This is a genomic window from Streptomyces sp. NPDC001980, from assembly GCF_040296885.1.
In the GTDB taxonomy this organism is placed as follows: domain Bacteria; phylum Actinomycetota; class Actinomycetes; order Streptomycetales; family Streptomycetaceae; genus Streptomyces.
Genome location: NZ_JBEOYD010000021.1, coordinates 82700 through 105469, shown reverse-complemented (window position 1 = coordinate 105469; position 22770 = coordinate 82700). Strand labels below are relative to the sequence as shown.

General features: G+C 72.1%; 14 protein-coding genes. 11 read left to right on the top strand and 3 right to left on the bottom strand.

Annotation, left to right across the window (positions count from 1 at the left end; translation table 11 throughout):
• Positions 1-42 precede the first annotated feature (42 nt).
• Positions 43-372 (bottom strand): WhiB family transcriptional regulator, encoded by a 330-nt coding sequence (locus ABT137_RS29180; protein ID WP_351714072.1) that lies wholly within the window; start codon positions 370-372, stop codon positions 43-45.
• A 381-nt stretch (positions 373-753) separates the two neighbouring features.
• On the opposite strand from ABT137_RS29180, the gene ABT137_RS29175 reads away from it, so the two are divergent.
• The 4 genes from ABT137_RS29175 (at position 754) to ABT137_RS29160 (ending at position 5175) form a co-directional block, all read left to right on the top strand.
• Positions 754-1365 (top strand): response regulator transcription factor, encoded by a 612-nt coding sequence (locus ABT137_RS29175; RefSeq protein ID WP_003948568.1) that lies wholly within the window; start codon positions 754-756, stop codon positions 1363-1365.
• A gap of 277 nt (positions 1366-1642) precedes the next feature.
• On the top strand, positions 1643-2230 hold the full coding sequence (locus ABT137_RS29170; RefSeq protein WP_089099378.1) for a sigma-70 family RNA polymerase sigma factor: 588 nt from the start codon (positions 1643-1645) through the stop codon (positions 2228-2230).
• Between the two features lie 201 nt (positions 2231-2431).
• Entirely contained in the window at positions 2432-3934 is a 1503-nt protein-coding gene (guaB, locus tag ABT137_RS29165; RefSeq protein ID WP_351714070.1) for an IMP dehydrogenase, read from the top strand.
• A gap of 116 nt (positions 3935-4050) precedes the next feature.
• Complete coding sequence (locus ABT137_RS29160; RefSeq protein WP_351714067.1) at positions 4051-5175, top strand: GuaB3 family IMP dehydrogenase-related protein; 1125 nt, start codon at positions 4051-4053, stop codon at positions 5173-5175.
• Positions 5176-5574: 399 nt separating this feature from the next.
• Here ABT137_RS29160 and ABT137_RS29155 read toward each other — a convergent pair whose 3' ends face one another.
• Entirely contained in the window at positions 5575-6783 is a 1209-nt protein-coding gene (locus ABT137_RS29155; protein WP_351714065.1) for a nucleotide sugar dehydrogenase, read from the bottom strand.
• Positions 6784-7357: 574 nt separating this feature from the next.
• Between ABT137_RS29155 and ABT137_RS29150 the strand changes: the two genes are divergently transcribed.
• Positions 7358-9064, top strand: a complete 1707-nt coding sequence (locus ABT137_RS29150; protein ID WP_351714063.1) for a glycerol-3-phosphate dehydrogenase/oxidase — start codon at positions 7358-7360, stop codon at positions 9062-9064.
• Between the two features lie 277 nt (positions 9065-9341).
• Here the strand turns inward: ABT137_RS29150 and ABT137_RS29145 are convergent, their stop codons facing one another.
• Positions 9342-10385, bottom strand: a complete 1044-nt coding sequence (locus ABT137_RS29145) for a serine hydrolase domain-containing protein (RefSeq protein WP_351714061.1) — start codon at positions 10383-10385, stop codon at positions 9342-9344.
• A 169-nt stretch (positions 10386-10554) separates the two neighbouring features.
• Between ABT137_RS29145 and ABT137_RS29140 the strand changes: the two genes are divergently transcribed.
• From ABT137_RS29140 to ABT137_RS29115, 6 genes are all read left to right on the top strand, one after another.
• Positions 10555-12624: a serine/threonine-protein kinase gene (locus ABT137_RS29140; RefSeq protein ID WP_351714134.1), complete on the top strand. Its 2070-nt coding sequence runs from the start codon at positions 10555-10557 to the stop codon at positions 12622-12624.
• 137 nt (positions 12625-12761) lie between these two features.
• Positions 12762-15650, top strand: a complete 2889-nt coding sequence (locus ABT137_RS29135) for a serine/threonine kinase C-terminal domain-containing protein (RefSeq protein WP_351714059.1) — start codon at positions 12762-12764, stop codon at positions 15648-15650.
• Between the two features lie 222 nt (positions 15651-15872).
• Complete coding sequence (locus ABT137_RS29130; protein WP_351714133.1) at positions 15873-17627, top strand: serine/threonine-protein kinase; 1755 nt, start codon at positions 15873-15875, stop codon at positions 17625-17627.
• A 103-nt stretch (positions 17628-17730) separates the two neighbouring features.
• The gene (locus tag ABT137_RS29125; protein WP_351714057.1) at positions 17731-19341 is read left to right on the top strand and encodes a serine/threonine-protein kinase; all 1611 of its coding nucleotides are present in this window, start codon (positions 17731-17733) and stop codon (positions 19339-19341) included.
• Positions 19342-20046: 705 nt separating this feature from the next.
• A complete protein-coding gene (locus tag ABT137_RS29120; RefSeq protein WP_351714055.1) occupies positions 20047-20916 on the top strand; it encodes a serine/threonine-protein kinase in 870 nt (289 codons plus the stop codon).
• A gap of 137 nt (positions 20917-21053) precedes the next feature.
• Positions 21054-22679 (top strand): succinic semialdehyde dehydrogenase, encoded by a 1626-nt coding sequence (locus ABT137_RS29115; RefSeq protein WP_351714053.1) that lies wholly within the window; start codon positions 21054-21056, stop codon positions 22677-22679.
• Positions 22680-22770 lie beyond the last annotated feature (91 nt).

Genomic DNA, 22770 nt, shown 5'->3' with positions numbered 1-22770 from the left:
CAGATTCTCAACGCATTGTCAACAGATTGAAGAAACGTTCTTTCATGTGTCGGAGGCGGGGCTGCCGCTGGTCGTCGACGCCGACACCAGCCTGTTGCGCGCCCGCCCCATGAGCTCTTCGCGCTCGTCCTCGGTCAGGCCGCCCCACACGCCGTACGGCTCGCGGACCGCCAGCGCGTGCGCCGCGCACTCCGCGCGGACCGGGCACCTCATGCAGACCTCCTTGGCCGAGTTCTCACGGGCACTCCGAGCCGCCCCGCGCTCGCCCTCGGGATGGAAGAAGAGCGAGCTGTCGACCCCACGGCAGGCAGCCAGGAGCTGCCAGTCCCACAGGTCCGCGTTCGGTCCGGGAAGGCGGGAGAAATCTGCCATTACGTGACCCCTTGTAGCCGTTCTGGGCGGATACGGTGCCAACGACCGTACATCTCCGGTCTAGAGAGATGAAAATATGACTCATTGGCAATCTAGCCCCAGACACCGTGAAACGGGAACAAAAAGGTCTAAATGGGGCATTGGTTGTGATGAAAAGTTGAGGGTCTGACGTCCATGTCTGCACCGTGTCCGCACCCTCACGTAGAGTGCCGAAGGCGGCATGCAGCCCCGTAACTCTTTCGAGTGACCGTCGTTGAGAGTGCGGTGGCGGTTGAAGCAACAAGCCCTCGGGCAGGCGTCCGAGACGTTCGACCGCACAGGTGACGATTCCGTACCAGCCTGGAGGCTCAAGGTGACGCGCATCAGCTGCGGAGGACGGTCATGACATCCGTCCTCGTCTGCGACGACTCCCCGCTTGCCCGAGAGGCGCTGCGCCGCGCGGTGGCGACCGTGCCCGGCGTCGAGCGCGTGACGACGGCGGCCAACGGCGAGGAAGTCCTCCGCCGCTGGGGCGCCGACCGATCCGACCTGATCCTGATGGACGTGCGCATGCCCGGACTGGGCGGCGTCGAGACCGTGCGCCGGCTGCTGTCCGCCGACCCCGGCGCGCGCATCATCATGCTCACGGTCGCCGAGGACCTGGACGGCGTGGCCCTGGCCGTCGCCGCCGGCGCCCGCGGCTACCTGCACAAGGACGCCTCGCGCGCCGAACTGCGGGCCACCGTGACCCAGGCCCTCGCCGACCCGACCTGGCGACTGGCCCCGCGCCGCCTCCGCTCGGCCGAGATGGGCGCCGCGCCCACCCTCACCGCGCGCGAGATCCAGGTCCTGGAGGGCATGAGCCACGGCCGTTCCAACGCCGAGATCGGCCGCGAGCTGTTCCTCTCCGAGGACACCGTGAAGACCCACGCCCGGCGGCTGTTCAAGAAGCTCGGAGCCTCCGACCGCGCCCACGCGGTGGCCCTCGGCTTCCGCTGGGGACTGGTCCGTTAGCACGGCGGTGAGCTGCGCCGCAGCGGGGAAGCGGACCGACCGGACGCCCCCGCCTACCCCATGGTGGGCGGGGTCCACAAGACGGAGCGCCGAAGGCGCGCTGCTCGTTTCGGCGCGGATGCCGCATCCTTGAGGTGTGGAGTCTCTCGGGGACGAGTCGTTCGAGCGGAAGGGGAGGGCGCAGGAGATGAGTTCCGGCGCACCTGCTCATAACGCTTCGGTGCACAACGACGGACGCGATGCCACGCCGCCGACGGCAGCAGGGCACCATGGACCGATGCGCGACGACGAGGCGGTCACTGCCGTGGGAACGATCGGCGCTCTCGTGCATCGCGCCGTAGACGGGGACGAGCAGGCCACGCACGACCTGCTCGCCCATGTTCACCCCCTCGCGCTGCGCTACTGCCGTACCCGCCTGTCCCGCCTCCCGGGCGACGCCCGCCACTTCGTCGAGGACCTCGCCCAGGAAGTCTGCGTGGCGGTCCTGCTGGCCCTGCCCCGGTACCGCGACACCGGCCGCCCCTTCGAGGCCTTCGTCTTCGCGATCGCCTCCCACAAGGTCGCCGACCTGCAGCGCGCCGCGATGCGACACCCGGGCTCCACGGCCGTCCCCTCGGACGAGATGCCGGAACGCCCCGACGACTCCCTCGGCCCCGAGGAGCGCGCGCTGCTCAGCAGCGACGCCGAATGGGCCAAGAAACTCCTGGCCAACCTCCCGGAGAACCAGCGCGAGCTGCTGCTGCTCCGCATCGCCGTGGGCCTCACGGCCGAGGAGACCGGCCAGATGTTGGGAATGTCACCGGGGGCGGTGCGAGTCGCCCAGCACCGCGCGCTGAGCCGGTTGCGGGCGCTGGCGGAGCAGTAGGCGACGGGGTCCCGCCCCTGCGTGGCCGATGGGGTCCGCCCTTGTGGCCGACGGGGCCCGCCCCTCCCCGATGAACAGGCGGGTGCCCGTTCCCGTACGAACATACGAAGCCCGGAGCTGAGTCGTACCGTGGAATTTGGGAGCCGTGCTTCCCGTTAGCATGGACATCCGCACCGATCAAGGCCATTTGGGGAAGGTGTCATGACCACCAACGTCGACGGAGTGCCCGACAAATTCGCCACCCTCGGGCTGACCTACGACGACGTGCTGCTGCTGCCGGGAGCCTCCGAGGTCCTCCCGAACGCGGTCGACACCTCGTCCCGCATCTCTCGCAACGTCCGGGTCAACATCCCGCTGCTGTCCGCGGCGATGGACAAGGTGACCGAGTCCCGCATGGCGATCGCGATGGCCCGGCTGGGCGGTGTCGGCGTGCTGCACCGCAACCTCTCCGTCGAGGACCAGGTCAACCAGGTCGACCTGGTGAAGCGGTCCGAGTCCGGCATGGTCACCGACCCGATCACGGTGCACCCGGACGCGACCCTCGCCGAGGCCGACGCGCTGTGCGCGAAGTTCCGGATCAGCGGTGTCCCGGTCACCGACCCCGACCGGAAGCTGCTCGGCATCGTCACCAACCGCGACATGGCCTTCGAGAGCGACCGCTCCCGCCGCGTCCACGAGGTCATGACGCCGATGCCGCTGGTCACCGGCAGGGTCGGCATCTCCGGCACCGAGGCCATGCAGCTGCTGCGCAAGCACAAGATCGAGAAGCTGCCGCTCGTCGACGACGAGGGCGTCCTCAAGGGCCTGATCACGGTCAAGGACTTCGTCAAGGCCGAGAAGTACCCGAACGCCGCCAAGGACTCCGAGGGCCGCCTCCTCGTCGGTGCCGCCGTCGGCGCCAGCCCCGAGGCCCTGGAGCGGGCCCAGGCGCTGGCCGGAGCCGGCGTGGACTTCCTGGTCGTCGACACCTCGCACGGCCACAACAGCAACGCCCTCAGCTGGATGGCGAAGATCAAGTCGAGCGTGGACGTCGACGTGATCGGCGGCAACGTCGCCACCCGCGACGGCGCGCAGGCACTGATCGACGCCGGTGTCGACGGCATCAAGGTCGGCGTGGGCCCCGGCTCGATCTGCACCACGCGCGTGGTCGCCGGCATCGGCGTCCCGCAGGTCACCGCCATCTACGAGGCCTCCCTCGCCGCACGCCCGGCGGGTATCCCGCTGATCGGCGACGGCGGCCTGCAGTACTCCGGCGACATCGGCAAGGCGCTGGCGGCCGGCGCCGACACGGTGATGCTGGGCTCCCTCCTCGCGGGCTGTGAGGAGTCCCCGGGCGAGCTGCTCTTCATCAACGGCAAGCAGTTCAAGTCGTACCGCGGCATGGGCTCGCTCGGCGCCATGCAGTCGCGCGGTCAGGGCCGGTCGTACTCGAAGGACCGCTACTTCCAGGCCGAGGTCTCCTCCGACGACAAGCTCGTCCCCGAGGGCGTCGAGGGCCAGGTGCCCTACCGCGGCCCGCTGGCCAACGTGCTGCACCAGCTCGTCGGCGGTCTGCGCCAGACCATGGGCTACGTGGGCGCGGCCACCGTCGACGAGATGGAGTCCAAGGGCCGCTTCGTGCGGATCACCGCCGCGGGCCTCAAGGAGAGCCACCCGCACGACATCCAGATGACGGTCGAGGCACCGAACTACAGCCGCAAGTAGTCGTCAGAGCCTTTCGAGAGCCTTTCCAGGGCGGTCCCGGGCGCACCGGGGCCGCCCTTGCCGTGCCCGTCGGCGATACTGGAAGACGCTGAAACGCAGAAGGAAAGGCCACAGACGTGACTGAGATCGAGATCGGGCGCGGCAAGCGCGGCCGCCGGGCGTACGCCTTCGACGACATCGCGGTCGTCCCCAGCCGCCGTACGCGGGACCCGAAGGAGGTCTCGATCGCCTGGCAGATCGACGCCTACCGCTTCGAGCTGCCGTTCCTGGCCGCCCCCATGGACTCGGTCGTCTCCCCGGCCACCGCGATCCGCATCGGAGAGCTCGGCGGCCTTGGCGTCCTCAACCTCGAAGGCCTCTGGACGCGGCACGAGGACCCGCAGCCGCTGCTCGACGAGATCATCGGGCTGGACGCCGACACCGCCACCCGCCGGCTCCAGGAGATCTACGCGGCTCCCATCAAGGAGGAGCTGATCGGCGCGCGCATCAAGGAGGTGCGCGACTCCGGCGTGGTCACGGCGGCCGCGCTCTCCCCGCAGCGCACCGCGCAGTTCTCCAAGGCGGTCGTGGACGCGGGCGTCGACATCTTCGTCATCCGCGGTACGACGGTCTCCGCGGAGCACGTCTCGTCCTCGCACGAGCCGCTGAACCTGAAGCAGTTCATCTACGAGCTGGACGTCCCGGTGATCGTCGGCGGCTGCGCCACGTACACGGCGGCCCTGCACCTGATGCGCACGGGCGCGGCCGGTGTCCTGGTCGGCTTCGGCGGCGGCGCCGCCCACACCACGCGCAACGTGCTCGGCATCCAGGTCCCGATGGCCACGGCCGTCGCCGACGTGGCCGCCGCCCGCCGCGACTACATGGACGAGTCCGGCGGCCGCTACGTCCACGTCATCGCCGACGGCGGTGTCGGCTGGTCCGGCGACCTCCCCAAGGCGATCGCCTGCGGCGCCGACTCGGTGATGATGGGCTCCCCGCTGGCCCGCGCGACCGACGGTCCCGGCAAGGGCCACCACTGGGGCATGGAGGCCGTCAACGAGGAGCTCCCGCGCGGCAAGAAGGTCGACCTCGGCACGGTCGGCACCCTTGAGGAGATCCTCACCGGCCCGTCCCACACCCCCGACGGCTCGATGAACCTCTTCGGCGCCCTGCGCCGCGCCATGGCCACCACCGGCTACAGCGAGCTGAAGGAGTTCCAGCGCGTCGAGGTGACGGTGGCGGACTCGCAGCACAAGCGGTAAGCGGCAGCCGCCGTACGGCGGACGGAGGGCCGGTCACCCGGGGTGGGTGACCGGCCCTTTCGCATGCCCAAGTGTGCTGGTGGGGGCGCGTGTTGAGGGGGAGGGGCGTGCGGACCGTCCACCGGGCAACTGGGCGGCATCGTGGAAGGGGGCGTCCGTGGGACGCCACCGCAAGCCCACCCGCTGGGACCGGATCCGTCTGTGGATCGTGAAGTGCCGGTGGAGGTGGATCTTGCGGATTTACGGGCGATGAGCGGCCACCCCCAAGGAGACTAGGGGTGGACACTCAGCCGCGCCCCGCCCCATCCGCCACCAGCTCACGAGCCCCAGCCACCCACGCGCCCCCCTTCACCCCCGTGCGCCGGTCGGTGAGCCGCCTGCTGCGGGCACCGGGCCCGCTCAGAGCCGGTGCGCCGCCCCCGTCGGGGTCGCCCCGCGCGTGTCCAGCAGCAACTGGGCCTTCACCGACAGGCCCTGCAGGTCGTACGTGCGGTGCTGCTGGACCAGGATCGTCAGGTCGGCGTCGGCGGCGGCCTCGTAGAGGGAGTCCGCGCGCGGCACCGGGCGGTCCAGGACGCTCCAGGACGCGATGTGCGGGTCGTGGTAGCTGACCGAGGCGCCCAGCTCCATGAAGCGCGTCGCGATCTCCTGGGCGGGGCTGTTCTGCTGGTCGGCGAGGTCGGCCTTGTAGGTGACCCCGAGCAGCAGCACGCGCGCGCCGCGCGCCGACTTCCCGTGCTCGTTGAGGAGGGCGGCGGCGCGCTGCACGACGTACCCCGGCATCCGGCTGTTGACCTGCTGGGCCAGTTCCACCATGCGCAGGCCGCGGCTCGCGCGTGCGGACAGGTCCTGGGCGACGCCGTGGCCGCCGACACCGGGGCCGGGGCGGAAGGCCTGGAAGCCGAACGGCTTGGTCTCCGCGCAGCGGATGACGTCCCACAGGTCGACGCCCAGGTCGTGGCAGAGGACGGCCATCTCGTTGACGAGGGCGATGTTGACGTGCCGGAAGTTGGTCTCCAGGAGCTGCACGGTCTCGGCCTCGCGCGGGCCACGCGCGCGTACCACCTTGTCGGTGAGCCGGCCGTAGAACGTGGCGGCCGACTCCGTGCACGCGGGCGTGAGGCCGCCGATGACCTTCGGGGTGTTGGCCGGCGTGAAGTCCCGGTTGCCGGGATTCACCCGGCTGGGCGAATAGGCGAGGTGGAAGTCGCGGCCCGCGCGCAGACCCGAGCCCTTCTCCAGCAGGGGCCGCAGGAAGTCCTCCGTCGTCCCCGGATGGACCGGGGACTCCAGGATCACCGTCGTGTGCGCACGCAGCCGCTCGGCCAGCGTGCCCGCGGCGGCCTCCACCTGGCTCAGATCGAGCCCGCCGTCGGCGCCGCGCGGGGTCGGCGCGCAGATCACGGCGGTACGCACCCGCCCCAGCTGCGCCGGGTCCTCGGCCACCCGGAAGCCCTTCGCGAGCATCCGGCGCAGCTCGGCGGGGCTCAGCGAGCCCGCCTCGGGGCCGGTGACGTAGCCGATCGTGGAGACGCCGGCGGCCACGGCGGCCTGGGCGAGGGGCAGGCCGTAGGGACCGAGTCCGATGACGGCGAGGTCTGCGGGCATGGCGTGGGCCGTCCTTCCCAGTAACCGAAGCGGGACAGGTGCGCAAGCCCTGTGGACAGGATGAGCGAGGCGCACGGTCAGACTAGGAGTAAATATGACCGTTATGCGGGATTGTGTTCATGTGTCTTCCGTGGGTTCGGTGACCGTTGTCCACAGGCTGGGGGTGAGTGGTGGCTGAAGTCGGGCAAGCCGGTCAGAATTTGGGCAGGGGCCACGCCCGCCGGGGGTGCGGCCGACGCGACCGATGACCGACGACGTGTTCGACGGCGGACGACGCGATCGACGAGGCAATCGACGACTCAGTCAGTGACGCAGTCGATGACGCGATCGACGACCGACGGCCGACGACGACCAGTGACCGACATCGACCTACGACCGACGGGTATCAGTGACCGACGGGTATCAGTGACCGGCGGGTGCCGGTGACCGACGGCGATGGATGGCTGCGGCTGTCCGACGGCCCACCGCGATCGACGACCGATGGCGACCGGTGACCCGCGGCCGGCGAAGGCCGATGGCGAGCGATGGACCGATGGCGAGCGATGGCCGCATGGCGGCAGAGCGGGAGGCAGCGGTGAGGACAGCGACACTGGGGCCGGAGCAGCGTGCGGAGTCCCTGGCGGCCATGGCCGAGCGCGAGCTGGACGTGCTGGTGGTGGGCGGTGGAGTGGTCGGCGCGGGTACCGCGCTGGACGCGGTCACCCGGGGCCTGAACACCGCCATCGTCGAGGCCCGCGACTGGGCCTCCGGCACCTCCAGCAGGTCCAGCAAGCTGATCCACGGCGGTCTGCGCTATCTGGAGATGCTCGACTTCGCCCTGGTCCGCGAGGCCCTCAAGGAGCGCGGTCTCCTCCTGGAGCGCCTCGCCCCGCACCTGGTCAAGCCGGTGCCCTTCCTCTACCCGCTCCAGCACCAGGGCTGGGAACGCCTGTACGCCGGCTCGGGCGTCGCGCTCTACGACGCGATGTCCATGGCCAGCGGACACGGCCGGGGCCTGCCCATCCACCGTCACCTGACCCGCCGTCACGCCCTGCGGATCGCGCCCGCCCTGCGCAAGGACGCCCTGGTCGGCGCCATCCAGTACTACGACGCCCAGATGGACGACGCCCGCTATGTGGCGACCCTGGTGCGCACGGCGGTGTCGTACGGCGCGAAAGCGGCCAACCGTGCGCGCGTGACCGGGTTCCTGCGCGAGGGCGAGCGGGTCGTCGGGGCCCGGGTGCAGGACGTGGAGGGCGGCGGGGAGTACGAGATCCACGCCCAGCAGGTCGTCAACGCGACCGGTGTGTGGACCGACGACACGCAGGCGATGGTCGGCGAGCGCGGCCAGTTCCACGTCCGCGCCTCCAAGGGCATCCACCTGGTCGTCCCCAAGGACCGCATCCACTCCACGACCGGCCTGATCCTGCGCACCGAGAAGTCGGTCCTGTTCGTCATCCCCTGGGGCCGGCACTGGATCATCGGTACGACCGACACCGACTGGGATCTGGACAAGGCCCACCCGGCCGCCTCCAGCGCCGACATCGACTACCTCCTCAACCACGTCAACTCGGTGCTCGCGGTGCCACTGTCGCGCGACGACGTGCAGGGCGTCTACGCCGGCCTGCGTCCGCTGCTGGCCGGCGAGTCCGACGCCACCAGCAAGCTGTCGCGCGAGCACACGGTCGCCCATCCGGTGCCGGGGCTCGTGGTCGTCGCGGGCGGCAAGTACACGACGTACCGGGTGATGGCCAAGGACGCCGTCGACGAGGCGGTGCACGGGCTCGACATGCGGGTCGCGGAGTGCGTCACCGAGGACATCCCGCTGCTCGGCGCAGAGGGCTACCGGGCGATGTGGAACGCCCGGGCCAGGATCGCCGCCCGCACCGGCCTGCACGTGGTCCGTGTCGAGCACTTGCTCAACCGGTACGGCTCGATGGCGGAGGAGGTCCTCGACCTCATCGCCGCCGACCCCGGCCTGGCCGAGCCCCTGTCGGCCGCCGACGACTACCTGCGCGCCGAGGTCGTCTATGCCGCCTCCCACGAGGGCGCCCGCCACCTCGACGACGTCCTGACCCGCCGCACCCGCATCTCCATCGAGACCTTCGACCGCGGTACCCGTAGTGCCCGCGAGGCCGCCGAACTGATGGCACCCGTCCTCGGCTGGGACAAGGACCGGATCGAGCGCGAGGTCGAGCACTACGAGAAGCGCGTGGAGGCGGAACGCGAATCCCAACTCCAGCCGGACGACCAGACAGCGGACGCGGCAAGGCTGGGAGCCCCGGACATCGTGCCGCGGTAATTTTTCGCCGGGCGGGGGGCTTTGGTGCGAGCCGGGGCCGGCCTGTGTGGGGTGTGGTGCCGAGTGGGTGGTGCCGGGTGGGTGGTACCGGGTGCCGGGAAATCCTTCTCCGCCGCGACGACGCCGAGCCACGATGGCGGGCGGTCTCCGGCGGTCTCCGCGGTGCCGGACCACCCGCGCCACCCGTGCCACCCCGTGTCACCCGCGCCACCGGACCGTCCAACATCACCCGATCGAGCGACCGGGCGTCGGGATCTCTCCTCGGCACCCGCCCGTTCTACCCATTGCGAGGGCAGAACTCGGCCGCGAGCAGTGCGGATTCGAGGTCCGGGTCTGCGATCGCCGTCGTGTTCACACGGAAGGTGAGGACATGCCGGCCGCCGATCGAGGCAGCGCTCCGCACATAGCTGCCCGCGATCCGGCCGTTGTGCCCCCACACCGTGGTCCCGCACGGCAGCTTCACAGGAAAGATCCCCAGGCCGTACGCGCCATGTGCGGCACGGGTGTCGAGCATCTCGCGCAGCCGGCGCGGGGGCAGCAGCTCGCCGTCCAGCAGCGCCGCGTAGAAGCGGTCCAGGTCGTCGAGCGTGGTCACCAGCTCACCCGCCGCGCCGGCCACGCGCGGGTCGAGCTCGGTGACGTCGGAGCCGTCGGTCGCGTAGGCGCGGCCGTGCGGGGAGGGCAGTGTGGTGCGGGCACCGGGGAAGGACGTGCCCGTGAGACGGAGAGGGGTGATGATGCGGCGCCGGACCTCGGTGGCGTACGAGTGACCGGTGACCTGACGGATGACCATGCCGAGCACGACGTAGTCGGTGCTGGAGTACGCGTAGTGACCCAGCCGGGTCGACGGGAGGGCGAGTGAGATGCGTACGGCCTGAAGCGGGGTCAGGGGGACGGCCCCCCGGGTGACCGTGGTGAAGTCGGCGAGCCCGCTGGTGTGGCTGAGCAGGGCCCGCAGGGTGATCCTCCGCCCGTTGACGCCGTGTCCGCGCAGCAGTCCCGGCAGATACCGCTCCACGCTGTCGGACAGGGAGAGACGGTGTTCCGCGGCCAGTTGCAGGACGACGGTGGCGATGAAGGTCTTCGTGATGCTGCCGGCGCGGAAGTGGTCGGCACGGGCGATGCCCCGGCCGGCGGCCGCATAGTGGACGTCGTCGCCGTCGCGGTCCAGGAGCGCGGCGGCGGGTGCTCCGCCTTTGGCGACGAACTGTGACAGGAGGGGGTCCGTGGTCTCCGCCGAGGAGGCGGAACCGGCCATCAACGGGGCGAAAAGCAGGGCAAGAGAGACCGGTATGGCCACCAGTGTCCGAAGCGACGGCATCCGGGTTCCTCCCTTCTCGGGGCCCATCATCCCGCCCGTGTGACGCCCTCGTCACGGGGGGTTCCGATCGGCCGGCCCCGATGTGCGGTCAGGGGGCCCCTGGGCGTTGGGCACTTGTCGGGTGAGGGACAATGGAGGCTCTGTCAGGGCGGGTTGCATGAGGGGACGCATGTCGGAGGCGGAGCGGGCGGGGACTTCTCGTCAGGAGACTCGTCAGGACAACAGTGAGCGTCTTCTCGCCGGGCGGTACCGGCTGGGAGGAGTGCTCGGCCGCGGCGGCATGGGCACGGTGTGGCGCGCCGAGGACGAGACCCTCGGCCGGACGGTGGCCGTCAAGGAGCTGCGGTTCCCGTCGAACATCGACGAGGAGGAGAAGCGGCGCCTGATCACGCGCACCCTGCGCGAGGCCAAGGCGATCGCCCGGATCCGCAACAACAGCGCGGTGACGGTCTTCGACGTGGTCGAGGAGGACGACCGGCCCTGGATCGTGATGGAGCTGGTCGAGGGCAAGTCGCTGGCCGAGGTCATCCGGGAGGACGGCCTGCTGGAGCCGAAGCGGGCGGCCGAGGTCGGGCTGGCGATCCTGGACGTGCTGCGGTCGGCGCACCGCGAGGGCATCCTGCACCGGGACGTGAAGCCGTCCAACGTGCTGATCTCCGAGAGCGACGGCCGGGTCGTGCTCACCGACTTCGGCATCGCCCAGGTCGAGGGCGACCCGTCCATCACCTCCACGGGAATGCTCGTCGGCGCCCCCTCCTACATCTCCCCGGAGCGGGCCCGTGGCCACAAGCCCGGCCCGGCGGCCGACCTGTGGTCGCTCGGCGGCCTGCTGTACGCGGCGGTCGAGGGCGCACCGCCGTACGACAAGGGGTCGGCGATCGCCACCCTGACGGCGGTGATGACCGAGCAGCTGGAGGAGCCCAAGAACGCGGGACCGCTGAAGGACGTCATCTACGGGCTGCTCACGAAGGATCCGGCCAAGCGGCTGGACGACGCGGGCGCGCGGGCGATGCTCAACGCGGTCATCAACGCGCCGGAGGAGGTCCCCGCGGACGCCACCCGGGTCGTACAGCTGCCTCCGCAGCCCGACGCGCCGCAGGAGGAGAAGGGCGCCGGGACCAAGCGGGGCGAGGAGGCCGGGGAGAAGCTGCGCGGAGCGCTGCGGTCGGTGCGGAAGGCCGCGGGGGCGGCGGGTGCCGCGGCCGCGACCCGGACGAAGACCACCGGCACGGGTGCCGAGGCGGGCAAGGCCGCGGCACCCGCCGCTCCGGTCGTGACCGGTTCGCCCTCGGGGCCGGTCGGGGGTGCGCGTCCGGCCGCCGGTGGTGGGTCAGGCGCCGCCACCGCCCCGGCGGGGAGCAAGCCCGCAGCGGGCAAGGCGAGTTCGGGGTGGCCCGTCATGCCGCCGCCGGATCTGGACCTGGCGCCCCGGCCCGTGCCCAAGGCACCGCTCACCGACGTGGTGCCGAAGCGCACCCTGGTGGTCATCGCCGTGGTGGTGGTGCTCGCGGTGCTCGGTACCGTGCTCGCCATCGTGCTGAACGGCGACGACGGGGACAGCAAGGGGAACGGCAAGAGCGGCGGTTCCAAGGCGGTGGCCAGCGCGGGGGCGAGCGCGAGCACCGGTTCCGGTTCCGGTTCGAAGTCCGGTTCCGGGGACTCCACCAAGCAGGACACGAGCGGCGGCACGCGGACGGACGGGGACACGTCGGCGGCCGATGCCTCCGGGAGCGACGACTCGGACACGTCCGGCGACGACGCGTCCTCGGGGTCGAACTCCAGTGGCAGCGGGAGCGACAGTGGCAGCGCGCCGGTGGTGCGGACGTACAAGGGCGACCAGGGGTACTCGATCGGGCTGCCCAAGGGCTGGAAGTTCCAGACCAGCAGTTCCGCCGGGGACCGGTTCACCGGGCCCGACGGGCAGAAGCTGCTGATCGCCTGGACCAGCACGCCCAAGGACGACCCGGTGGCGGACTGGGAGAACCAGGAGCGTTACATGGTGCGCTCCCAGTACCAGAAGATCCGCATAGCCGAGGTGGACTACCGCGACTGGAACACGGCCGACTGGGAGTTCACCTACGTGGACGGTGGCACCGAGTACCGGACCATCGACCGGGGGTTCGTGGTCAGCTCCCAGCAGGGGTACGCGCTGATGTACACCGCGAAGGCCGACGACTGGAGCAGTGAGCTGCGCAAGGACACCTGGAAGACGCTGACGGCGTCCTTCGAGCCCAAGTGACAAATTCGCATCCCCACAATGAGACTTGCCTCCGGCACGTATCGTGAGTGGTTGCGGACCGTACGCATCCAGGTATGCATACAGAACGGGCCGCGAAACGAACGGATTTGACCAACCGGGCGGCCGGGGGAGGCAACGTGGACGACTACGCGGGTCGGGTGCTCGCCGACCGCTACCGCCTGCCGCTGCCCCCCTCCGACGAGTACGAACACACCGAGACCCGGGCCTTCGACACCTACAGCGGGCAGGAAGTGTTCGTCCGCCAGGTGCCGTTGCCGGAGGTCGTCGAGGCGGAGGTGCTGGACGCCGAGGGGTTGCCGGCGGGTTTCACTGCGCGTGACCGTGGCGCGCGCCGGCCGACGGCGGCGCGCACCGCGACACGCCGGCCCAGCGACCCGGTGGTGCGGCGCGCCGTCGAGGCCGCGCAGGCCGCCGCCCGGATCCCCGACCATCCCCGGCTCGACCAGGTCTTCGACGTGTTCGCCGAGGGCGGTTCGCTGTGGATCGTCAGCGAGTCGGTCGCCGCGCGGTCGCTGGCCGCGGTGCTCGCGGAGCAGCCGCTGAGCCCGTACCGGGCGGCCGAGGTCGCCTCCGACGTGCTGATGGCGCTGCGGGTGCTGCATGCCCACGGCTGGGTGCACCGCAACATCACCGCCCGCACGGTCCTCGTCTGCGACGACGGCCGGGTGATGCTGACCGGCCTCGCGGTCGGGGCGGCGGAGGAGGCGCTGTGCGGGTACGACCCGGTGCCGGCGCAGGACGGTGAGGGCGGCGAGGGCGGCGCGGAGACCGGCGGCCGTCGGCGGGTCGGGGAGGCGGAAGGTTCCGCCACACCCGGCGGCCCGCCCGGCTCGCCGGGTCCGAACGTTTCGGGCGGTTCAGGCGTTTCGGGCGGTTCCGTCGGCTCGGGTGTCGTCGCCGTCGGGGGCATCGGGAGCGTCGGTGGTGCGTCCGGTGGTACAGGCGGTGGTACGGGCGGTGCGCAGCAGGCGCCCGCCGCGCCGGAGACCGATCCCGAGGCCGCTCGGCGTGCCGCGATCCAGGCGCGGGCCGCCGGCGGGCTGCCGGGGGCCGGTCCTGACGACGGCCCGGGCGGTGCCGGTCCGGGCGGTGCCGGTACGGGTGCCGTGGAGCGGCGGGCGCTGGAGACCGGTTCGGACGTCCGGGCCGCCCGGGCCGGGGCGATCGCCGCGTACCGGGCGGGAGCCAGGGCCGCCGCCCGGGTCCAGGAGGCCCAGCAGAACGGGCGGGCCGCGCTGCCCGGCGCCCGGCCGCCGGCCGAGGGGGACACCGCGGCGCCCGCGCCGCAGCCGCCGTACGGCCCCGGACCCGCCAGCGGGGCGGCCCAGCAGCCGTATGCCAACGGCATGGCGCAACCGCCGTACCCCGCGGGGCAGGCCAACGGCGTGGCGCAACCGCCGTACGCGAACGGGCAGGCGCAGGTGCCGGGCGGGGAGCAGCGGGCCGCCGGTGGCATGCCGCCCGGCCGGATCGCGGACCCGTACGGGGTGCGCGGCGCGCCGTCGGCCTGGCACGGCGCCGCACCCCGCCCCGGCACGCCCCCGGCGGTGGTCCCGGGCCAGGACCGCACCGCGCTCCCGCCCGCCGGACCCGGCGCGAGCACACCCCCGACCGGTCCCGGCGCGGGCATGCCCAGGGCCGGCGCCGAACTCCCCGGTGTCCAGGGGCAGCCGCACGCCGTCGTGCCCGCGCAGGGCGCCGGACCCGCCGCCGCCCGCTGGGGCGAGCCCGGCGCCGCCGTCCCCGGGCGGCGGGGGCCCGCCACCGCGCTGGCCGCCGAGCGGGCGCGGCAGGTGCGGATGACCGTCGTGGGGCCGGTGACCGAGCGCTGGGCGCCGGAGCAGGCCGTTCCCGTGCACGAGAACTGGCAGCTGGCGGCGCCCATCGGCCCGGCCACCGACCTGTGGGCGCTCGGGGCGCTGCTGTTCCGGTCGGTGCAGGGGCACGCGCCGTATCCGGAGGAGTCGACGGCCGAGCTGGTGCAGCTGGTGTGCTCGGAGCCGCCCGCCTTCGCGGAGGAGTGCGGGTCGCTCAGGCCGGTCGTGGAGTCGTTGCTGCGTCAGGACCCCACCGAGCGGCTGGACTTCGAGGAGCTGCGCGGCTGGCTGCGCTCGCTGGTGCGGTCCGCGCCCGAGCCGGACGCCGGTACGCATGTCGTCGCCGCCCCGCCCGCCGACCCCAGGCGGCTGCCGATCGTCCGGCGCCGCGGTGAGCTGGTGCGCAGGCGCAAGGCAGGGCTCCCGGCACCGCACGGCCGGCACAAGCGGGCCCGGCAGGAGGCCGGGTCCCCGCGCAAGCTGGGCCGTACGCTGCTCCTGCTGGTCCTGCTCCTGCTGGCCGCGGCGGTCGCCTACGCCATGCTGTTCCTGCCGAAGAAGGACACCGGGGACGAGGGCGGCGCGGCGACCGGCGACCGGACGGGCGCGGCGGGCGAGGCGAGTCCCGCACCGAGCCGGAACCAGACGCCCACTCCGACACCGACGCCGACTCCCACGTCGACCCCGTCCACCGAGACGCAGACCACCGCCGGTTCGACCGGCGGCTCCACCGTCGCCGACGGGTTCACCCTGCGCGACGACCCGAACGGCTTCCGGGTCGCCGTCGCCGAGGGCTGGAGCCGTTCCCCGAAGAACAGCAGCGGCCAGGTGATCTACTCGCACGGGAAGTTCGAGCTGATCGTCGTGGCCGGGCGGGACAGCGCGGCGACCTACGGCAGCGACCCGATGACGTACCAGCGGGACAAGGAACCGGAGCTGCAGCCGTACCGGGACTCCAGCTGGGCCACCGCCGGCGGGCTGCGGACCATCACGGTGGGTCAGCAGGTGTCGGCCGAGGGGCAGTTCACCTGGACGGACAGCCAGGAGGGCGACCTGTTCGTGCGCAACATGGTCTTCCTGATCAACGGGAGATATCACATCGTGCAGGTGCGCGGCCCCGAGGCCGACCGGGACGAGGTGACCACGCTGTACGAGCAGGCGTCGGCGACGTACAAGTACACGGGCTGAGACGCAGACGTAGCCGCAGACGTACAAGTAGGCGGGCCGGGTGGAAGTCAACGCGCCCCCGGGGCGGTTGGTTCCCGTCCCGGTGCGGGGATTTCGTTCACATCCGGTGACGAAAGCGAGAACCGTCACAGTGCTGTCTCCGTGGGACCCCACTTGTTCCCTGACCGAGGGGCGGTCCTTAGTCTGACCCTGACAAGAGCATTGCGGGGCAACGTGAATCAGATGCAGGGCCTGCTCATCGCGGGCCGCTACCGGCTGGCCGACATCATCGGCAGCGGCGGCATGGGCCGGGTGTGGCGCGCCCATGACGAAGTGCTGCACCGGGCGGTCGCCATCAAGGAGTTGACGGCCGCGCTCTACGTCTCCGAGGGTGACCAGGCCATCCTGTTGGCCCGCACCCGGGCGGAGGCCCGGGCCGCGGCGCGCATCAACCACTCCGCCGTCGTCACCGTCCACGACGTACTCGAGCACGACGGCCGCCCGTGGATCGTCATGGAGCTGGTCGAGGGCCACTCCCTGGCCGACGCGGTCAAGGAGCAGGGGCGCATCGAGTCGCGGGAGGCCGCGCGGATCGGGCTGTGGGTGCTGCGCGCGCTGCGCGCCGCGCACAGCGCCGGGGTGCTGCACCGGGACGTCAAGCCGGGCAACGTGCTGATCGGCCGGGACGGCCGGGTTCTCCTCACCGACTTCGGCATCGCCCAGATCGAGGGCGACACGACGATCACCCGTACCGGGGAAGTGGTCGGATCCGTCGACTACCTCGCGCCGGAGCGCGTGCGCGGGCACGACCCGGGGCCGTCCTCCGACCTGTGGGCGCTGGGCGCGACCCTGTACACGGCGGTGGAGGGGCGCTCGCCGTTCCGCCGCACCTCGCCGCTGACCACCATGCAGGCGGTCGTCGAGGACGAGGCCGGCGAGCCGCCCAGCGCGGGCCCGCTGGGGCCGGTCATCACGGCCCTGCTGCGCAAGGAGCCGGCCGAGCGGCCGAGCCCCGAAGAGGTCGAGCAGATGCTCGCCGAGGCGGCGGAGGGACGGCGGCCGAGCGGGGCACAGGCGTATGTGCCGACGCAGTCGCAGATCAGCGGCGGCAGCGGCGGGAGGACGCGGCTGAACTCCGGCGGCGCGTACGAGGGTTTCCAGGAGGGCGCGGCGCACGAAGGCCCGCACGGCGGCAACGCGTACGGCAGCAACTCCTACGGGAGTTCTTACGGCGGTTCCGCCGGCGGTTCTTACGAGGGGCAGCGCCCCTCCGGTGGTTCCCTGAGCGCGACAACCGTCGGTCCGCAGTCCGCGCCCGTCTCCGTCCGGCCCGGGCGGCGCCGGCTGCGGACGCTCGCGTTCGTCGTCGCCGTGGCCGCGCTGCTCGGCGGTGGTGCGGCCGTGGCCCTGCAGAAGTGGGACTCCGGGCAGCAGGACGGCAGCGGCAGCGTGGCCTCGCCGGCCACCTCCGGCCCGTCCTCCTCGGACGGCGCGACCACGGCCCCGGACGGCGCCGTCCCCACCGACTGGCAGGCCGTGCACGACCCGCTCGGCTTCGGTCTCTCCCTGCCCAAGAGCTGGAAGCGCAAGGTCTTCGGCATCGACGGCGACCTCAAGCAGGTCGACTACACGCCCGACGGCGGCAAGCACTTCGTGCGCATCGCCATCGACAGCTCGCCGGACTTCTCCAACGCACTCGCGCACCAGCAGGACCTGGAGCAGCAGTTGCAGAAGCTGGTCGACTACAAGCGTGTGACCATGAAGCAGAACCTGTACCGGGACCGGGACGGGGCGCTGTGGGAGTACACCTGGACGGCGCTGGCGAAGGACGGCGCGAACGTGGCCGGGCCGCGGCGGGCGATCGAGGAGACGTACTACTCACGGGCGGGCGTCGAGTACGCGATCTACATGTCGTCGCCGGCGAAGGACTGGGCGACGGCCGCCCAGCAGTTCAAGTGGGTGCTGCAGAGCTGGCAGGAGCCGGGGTCGTCCGGGTGACGCGGCTGCGCGCCCCGGCGAGCCCCGGGGCGCGGCGCTGCGCTCAGGCGTCTTGGCTTGTCACCGTCCGGAAGGTTCGGGTCCGGTGCGGCATCATGGGGCCATGGGGACCGACGGGGACGCCGTCCGTCTGATCGCGGGGCGTTATCGCCTTCAGGCGCGGCTCGGGCGGGGCGGAATGGGTGTCGTGTGGCGCGCGGCCGACCAGTTACTGGGGCGGCAGGTCGCCGTCAAGGAGCTCACCGTCGACGACTCCCTCTCGGACGACGACGCCCGGCTGCGCCGCGAACGCACCCTGCGTGAGGCGCAGGCCGTCGCCCAGTTGCACCACCCGCACATCATCGTCGTGCACGACGTGGTGGAGGACGGCGGACGGCCGTACATCGTCATGGAGTTGATCGAGGGCGGTTCGCTCGCCGACCGGATCTCGCGGAGCGGGCCGGTGGACGTCGGCGAGGCCGCGCGGATCGGGATCGCCCTGCTGAGCGCGGTGCGGGCGGCGCACGGGGCCGGGGTGCTGCACCGGGACATCAAGCCGGCGAACGTGCTCGTCGAGGCCGCCACCGGGCGTGTCGTGCTCACCGACTTCGGCATCGCCCAGGTCGCGGGCGCCACCACGCTCACCGAGACCGGTTCCTTCGTCGGCTCGCCCGAGTACACCGCGCCCGAGCGGATGTCCGGCGGCCGCTCCGGCCCGGCGGCCGACCTGTGGTCGCTGGGGGCGCTGCTGTGCGCGGCGCTCAGCGGCGAGTCGCCGTTCCGGCGCGACTCGCTCGGCGGGATCCTGCACGCCGTGGTCTCCGACGAGATCCGGCCACCGGCCCAGGCCGAGCCGCTGCTGCCGGTCGTACGGGGGCTGCTGGAGCGGGATCCCGAGCGGCGGCTGGGCGCGGCGGAGGCCGAGCTGATGCTGCGCGGGTTCCTGGAGACGGGGGCCGTGACGGGCGCCGACGGTGCCGTGCAGGGCGCGGGTGCCGCGTCGTACACGCCGACCCAGCGGGACGTTCCGTGGCCGCCGCCTCCGGAGCCCGCCGTGCCGCCCCGGCCCTCCACCCGCGGGGTGCTGGTCGCCGCGCTGCTGGTCGCCGCGATGGCCGGGGCGGGCGTGTCGGCGGCCACGCTGCTGTTCCACGGGGACGGACGCGGCACCACCCCGGCCCCCGGGGGCACGACGGCCGTCTCCGCGTCGCACCAGGCGACCCCCTCGGCCACGGCCACCACCCCGCCCCCCTCCTCGACCGCTTCGCCGCCCCCCACCTCCCACTCCCGCACCGCACCCTCCGGCTACCGCCTCGCGCAGGACCCGGCCGGCTTCTCCCTCGCCGTACCGGAGGGCTTCACCCGCGACCCGCAGGGCGAGCGCGTCTTCTACCTGTCGCCGGGGCAGACCTTCCGGCTCGGCATCAAGGTCTCCGAGACGCAGACCGGCGGACCGGGAGGGGTGATGCGGCGTGCGGCGGCCGAGGGGCCGAGCACGAACCCCGGCTACCACGACGGCCGGGTCACCGACACCACCCATTCCGGACACCCCGCCGCGTTCTGGGAGTTCACCTGGAAGGGCTTCAGCGCGACGGAGGGCCCGCGGCACACCTACGACCTCTGCTGGGAGGAGGGCGGACGGCTGTACGACGTGTGGGTGTCGGCGCCGGTCGGGAAGGTGCAGGAGGCGCGCGAGTACTTCGATGTCGCCGTCGACACGTTCACCGCGGGCTGACGGACGGGGGCCGAGCCGCGCGGGCAGACCCGTCGTCGGCATGCGTCGGCCCGGTGTTCCGGACGGGGCGAAGACGCCGGTCCTGATTTCCGGCATTCCCCGAATGCTACCGGCCTTGCCGATATTCCATAACCGGGAAGGGGTGGGTTCGGCTATTACCGCCGACCCTGCCGGGGTCGGTGAATTCAATTGGCTCGGCGGGCCGTGGCGGGGGTTTTCGGTAAAGGGAGTCCCGATGATTTGCGGACACGAAACCCCCTCTGGTAATGAACGTATCGCGACCATCGCGGAGTTGTCATGTGGATGTTCGGTGAAGTGCCAGTCGGTGGGCCCGGCTTGAGGTGTGCGGGGCGCTCCTTTTGCCCCTGTTCGGCACCTGGAGGTCTCTTCTCGTTCGTTGCAGTGCATAAGGCAAAGATGGTCACGCTCTGCGTAGTTGCCGTGTGCAGCCGGTTTCTCTGCACAACTGCCTGAAGTACTGCCTCCGCGAGCTGCGTACGTGCCCGGGCGACTGGGAATGGCTGGAGCTGTATTCGTAGGCACGCGAGCCGAGTGCGGCGTGGCACTCCCCAGGAAACCGAAGCCCCCGTGTCGCACGGGGGCTTCGGCCGTCTCCCGCTCCCTGCACAGGGGAGGGGCAGGACGCCACGGCCCGCTGACCGTGCCGCTTCGACAACGGCATGGTGCGCAAGGTACTCATGTGGCATGAGCGAAGACGGCGAACAGCCGGTCGAGGGACGGCTGATCGGTGGGCGTTACCGGCTTGCCGAGCGCATCGGCTCCGGGCCGGCCGGGACCGTGTGGCGGGCCCGGGACGAGCAGGACGGACGGGACGTCGCCGTCAAGGAGCCGCGCCTGGCCGGTGAGCCGGACGACGAGGAACGGCAGCGCACCGCCCACCGCCTGCTGCACGAGGCCCGGGCCGCCGCCCGCGTCGTCCACCCCGCCGCCGTCGCCATTCACGACGTACTCCTGGATGACGAACTCCCGTGGGTCGTCATGGAGTTGGTGGACGGGGAGGCGCTGCACTCCGCCCTCGCCGCCCGGGGGCCGCTGCCGACCGCCGAGGCCGCCCGGATCGGGCTCGCCGTTCTCGGTGCCCTGCACGCCGCGCACTGCGTCGGCATCGTCCACCGTGACCTGAAGCCGTCCAACGTCCTCCTCGCGGCGGACGGCGACCGTGTCGTCGTCACCGACTTCGGTATCGGCGGGGGACAGGGGTGCGGCCCCTTCGACGCCCCGGAGTGCGGTGCGGGGCGCGGGGCGGGTCCCGCCTCCGATCTGTGGTCCCTGGGTGCGTTGCTCCGCGCCGCCACCGACGGCGCACAGGGCCCCCTCGGACCGCTTCTCGACCAGCTCCTCGCCCCGGAACCGGAAGCGCGGCCGACGGCTCAGGAGGCCGCCGAGGCACTCGCCGAGGCCGCCGGAGCGCCCCTTCCGCCGTGGGTGGCCGAACCCGCCGCCGCACCGCCCCCGGCCCTGGCCCCCGCGCCACCCCAGGCCCCCGAACCCCGCCGCCTCACCCCGCTCGCCGCCCTCGGCCTGCTCCTCGCCAAGAAACCGGAACGCGGCTGATCGTCCGCACCCGAGGGCACCCGAGGGCGCTGATCAGCACATTCTCTGCCAGTGATCACTGGCGGTGTGTGTGCGGTCGGTGAAACCGGGTTACCCACGGGTACCCAAAGGCCTCGCTCCCGAATACCCTGCGGCTCATGACGGACTCGCAGGCCCCGGCCAACGCACCGGCCCCCACCGGCACGAACCCGCTCGCCCCCGCCCCCGCAGGGGCCCGAACCGCCGCCGACGTGGTCACGCCCGAGCTGGTCGCCCAGCTCACCAAGGGTGTCGTCGGCTCCGGACGTACGGCCAACCACACGCCCTTCACCGGCGAGAAGCTGGCCGACCTGCCCGAGTCCACCCCCGAGGACGTGGCCAAGGCCTTCGACACGGCCCGCGCCGCGCAGGCCGTGTGGGCGAAGGTGCCGGTACGGCAGCGTGCCGCCGTCCTGCTCCGCTTCCACGACCTGGTCCTGGCCCGCCAGGCCGAGGTCCTCGACCTCATCCAGCTGGAGACCGGCAAGGCCCGCCTGCACGCCCACGAGGAGGTGCAGGCCGTCGCCGTCGCGGCCCGGCACTACGGCCGCAAGGCCCCCGCCTACCTCCGCCCCAAGCGGCACGCGGGCGCCATGCCCACCCTCACCAAGGTGACCGAGCTCCGGCACCCGCGGGGCGTGGTGGGCCAGATCGCCCCCTGGAACTACCCTCTCGAACTCTCCGTCGGCGACGCGCTCCCCGCCTTCGCCGCGGGCAACGCGGTCGTCATGAAGCCGGACACCGAGACCTGCCTGACCGCCCTGTGGGCCCGCGACATCCTCATCGAGGCGGGGCTGCCCGCCGACGTCTTCCAGGTCGTGCTCGGCGAGGGCCCGGTCGTCGGCCCCGAGGTCGTCCGGCACGCCGACTACGTCTCCTTCACCGGCTCCACCCGCACCGGCCGCGAGGTCGCCCAGGGCGCGGCCGCCCGCCTGGTCGGCGTCTCCCTCGAACTCGGCGGCAAGAACGCCATGCTGGTCCTCGACGACGCCGACATCGAGAAGGCGGCCGCCGGCGCGGTCCGCGCCTGCTTCTCCTCCGCCGGCCAGCTCTGCATCTCCATAGAGCGGCTGTACGTCCACGAGTCGATCGCCGACGCCTTCGTCGAGCGCTTCGCCGCCCGCACCAAGGCCATGCGCCTCGGCAGGTCCCTCGCCTACGGCGCCGACATGGGGTCCCTGGTCGGGGAACGGCAGCTGGAGACCGTCACCCGGCATGTCGACGAGGCCGTCGAGAAGGGCGCGACCGTCGTCGCCGGCGGCACCGCCCGCCCGGACATCGGCCCCTACTTCTACGAGCCCACCATCCTCGACGGCGTCGAGGAGGCGATGGCCGTCTGCACGGAGGAGACCTTCGGCCCGGTCGTCTCGATCTACCGCTTCAAGACGGAGGACGAGGCCGTCGAGCACGCCAACGGCACGCCGTACGGCCTCAACTCCTCCGTCTGGACGAAGAACGGCGCCCGGGGGCGGGAGGTCGCCGCCCGCCTGCGCACCGGCACCGTGAACGTCAACGAGGGCTACGCCCCCGCCTACGGCAGCGTCCAGTCCCCGATGGGCGGCATGAAGGACTCGGGCCTGGGCCGCCGGCACGGCTCGGAGGGCATCCTCAAGTACACCGAGGCCCAGACGGTCGCCCAGCAGCGCCTGCTCCCGATGGCCCCCTCGCTCGGCATGGACGACGAGAAGTACGCCGCCTTCATGAGCACCAGCCTCCGGGTGATGAAGGCACTGAGGCTCCGATAAGCGCCCCGTCTTTCGGGGGGCGCTGGGGGTACCCCCGGCCGAAGGCTGGGGGAGGAACTGCGCGAGCAACCACGAACTACCTGCACGTAGG

Bases quoted from the DNA above. Each gene is read 5' to 3' on its own strand.
- ABT137_RS29180 (WP_351714072.1), bottom strand. From the start codon at position 372: ATGGCAGATTTCTCCCGCCTTCCCGGACCGAACGCGGACCTGTGGGAC.
- ABT137_RS29175 (WP_003948568.1), top strand. From the start codon at position 754: ATGACATCCGTCCTCGTCTGCGACGACTCCCCGCTTGCCCGAGAGGCG.
- ABT137_RS29170 (WP_089099378.1), top strand. From the start codon at position 1,643: ATGCGCGACGACGAGGCGGTCACTGCCGTGGGAACGATCGGCGCTCTC.
- guaB (WP_351714070.1), top strand. From the start codon at position 2,432: ATGACCACCAACGTCGACGGAGTGCCCGACAAATTCGCCACCCTCGGG.
- ABT137_RS29155 (WP_351714065.1), bottom strand. From the start codon at position 6,783: ATGCCCGCAGACCTCGCCGTCATCGGACTCGGTCCCTACGGCCTGCCC.
- ABT137_RS29145 (WP_351714061.1), bottom strand. From the start codon at position 10,385: ATGCCGTCGCTTCGGACACTGGTGGCCATACCGGTCTCTCTTGCCCTG.
- ABT137_RS29140 (WP_351714134.1), top strand. From the start codon at position 10,555: ATGTCGGAGGCGGAGCGGGCGGGGACTTCTCGTCAGGAGACTCGTCAG.
- ABT137_RS29130 (WP_351714133.1), top strand. From the start codon at position 15,873: ATGCAGGGCCTGCTCATCGCGGGCCGCTACCGGCTGGCCGACATCATC.
- ABT137_RS29125 (WP_351714057.1), top strand. From the start codon at position 17,731: ATGGGGACCGACGGGGACGCCGTCCGTCTGATCGCGGGGCGTTATCGC.
- ABT137_RS29120 (WP_351714055.1), top strand. From the start codon at position 20,047: ATGAGCGAAGACGGCGAACAGCCGGTCGAGGGACGGCTGATCGGTGGG.
- ABT137_RS29115 (WP_351714053.1), top strand. From the start codon at position 21,054: ATGACGGACTCGCAGGCCCCGGCCAACGCACCGGCCCCCACCGGCACG.